Annotated in this window: 1 protein-coding gene; it reads left to right on the top strand. The window is 57.8% G+C overall.

The features are described from left to right. Positions 1 to 794: elongation factor Tu (locus ACR0JN_RS21965; RefSeq protein ID WP_480888616.1), on the top strand; the 794-nt coding region annotated here is incomplete at both ends.

Genomic DNA, 794 nt, shown 5'->3' with positions numbered 1-794 from the left:
ATGGCAAAGGAAAAGTTTGAGCGTACAAAACCGCACGTCAACATCGGCACGATTGGCCACGTTGACCATGGTAAAACGACGCTGACCGCAGCAATCACCAAGTATTTCGGTGACTTCAAAGCGTATGACCAGATTGACGGTGCGCCGGAAGAGAAAGCGCGCGGCATCACCATCTCGACCGCCCACGTGGAATACGAGACCGAGAACCGCCACTACGCACACGTTGACTGCCCCGGCCACGCCGACTACGTCAAGAACATGATCACCGGTGCTGCCCAGATGGACGGCGCGATCCTGGTTGTGAACGCTGCTGACGGCCCGATGCCGCAGACCCGCGAGCACATCCTGCTGGGCCGCCAGGTTGGCATCCCGAAGATGGTCGTGTTCCTGAACAAAGTGGACCAGGTTGACGACGAAGAACTGCTGGAACTGGTTGAGATGGAAGTCCGCGAACTGCTGTCCAGCTACGAATACCCCGGCGACGATATTCCGATCATCGCAGGGTCGGCTCTGGCCGCGATGGAAGGCAACAACCCGGAAATCGGCGAAGAGAAGATCAAGGAACTGATGGCGGCTGTTGATGAGTATATCGACACCCCTGAGCGTGCTGTTGACCAGCCGTTCCTGATGCCGATCGAAGACGTGTTCTCGATCTCGGGTCGTGGTACCGTTGTGACCGGTCGTGTCGAGCGTGGCGTGATCAACGTTGGTGACGAGATCGAAATCGTCGGCATCCGCGACACTTCGAAAACCACCTGCACCGGTGTTGAGATGTTCCGCAAGCTGCTGGACCG

This window comes from Ruegeria sp. G12 (assembly GCF_056533565.1).
This window is presented reverse-complemented; position numbering and strand designations above follow the sequence as displayed.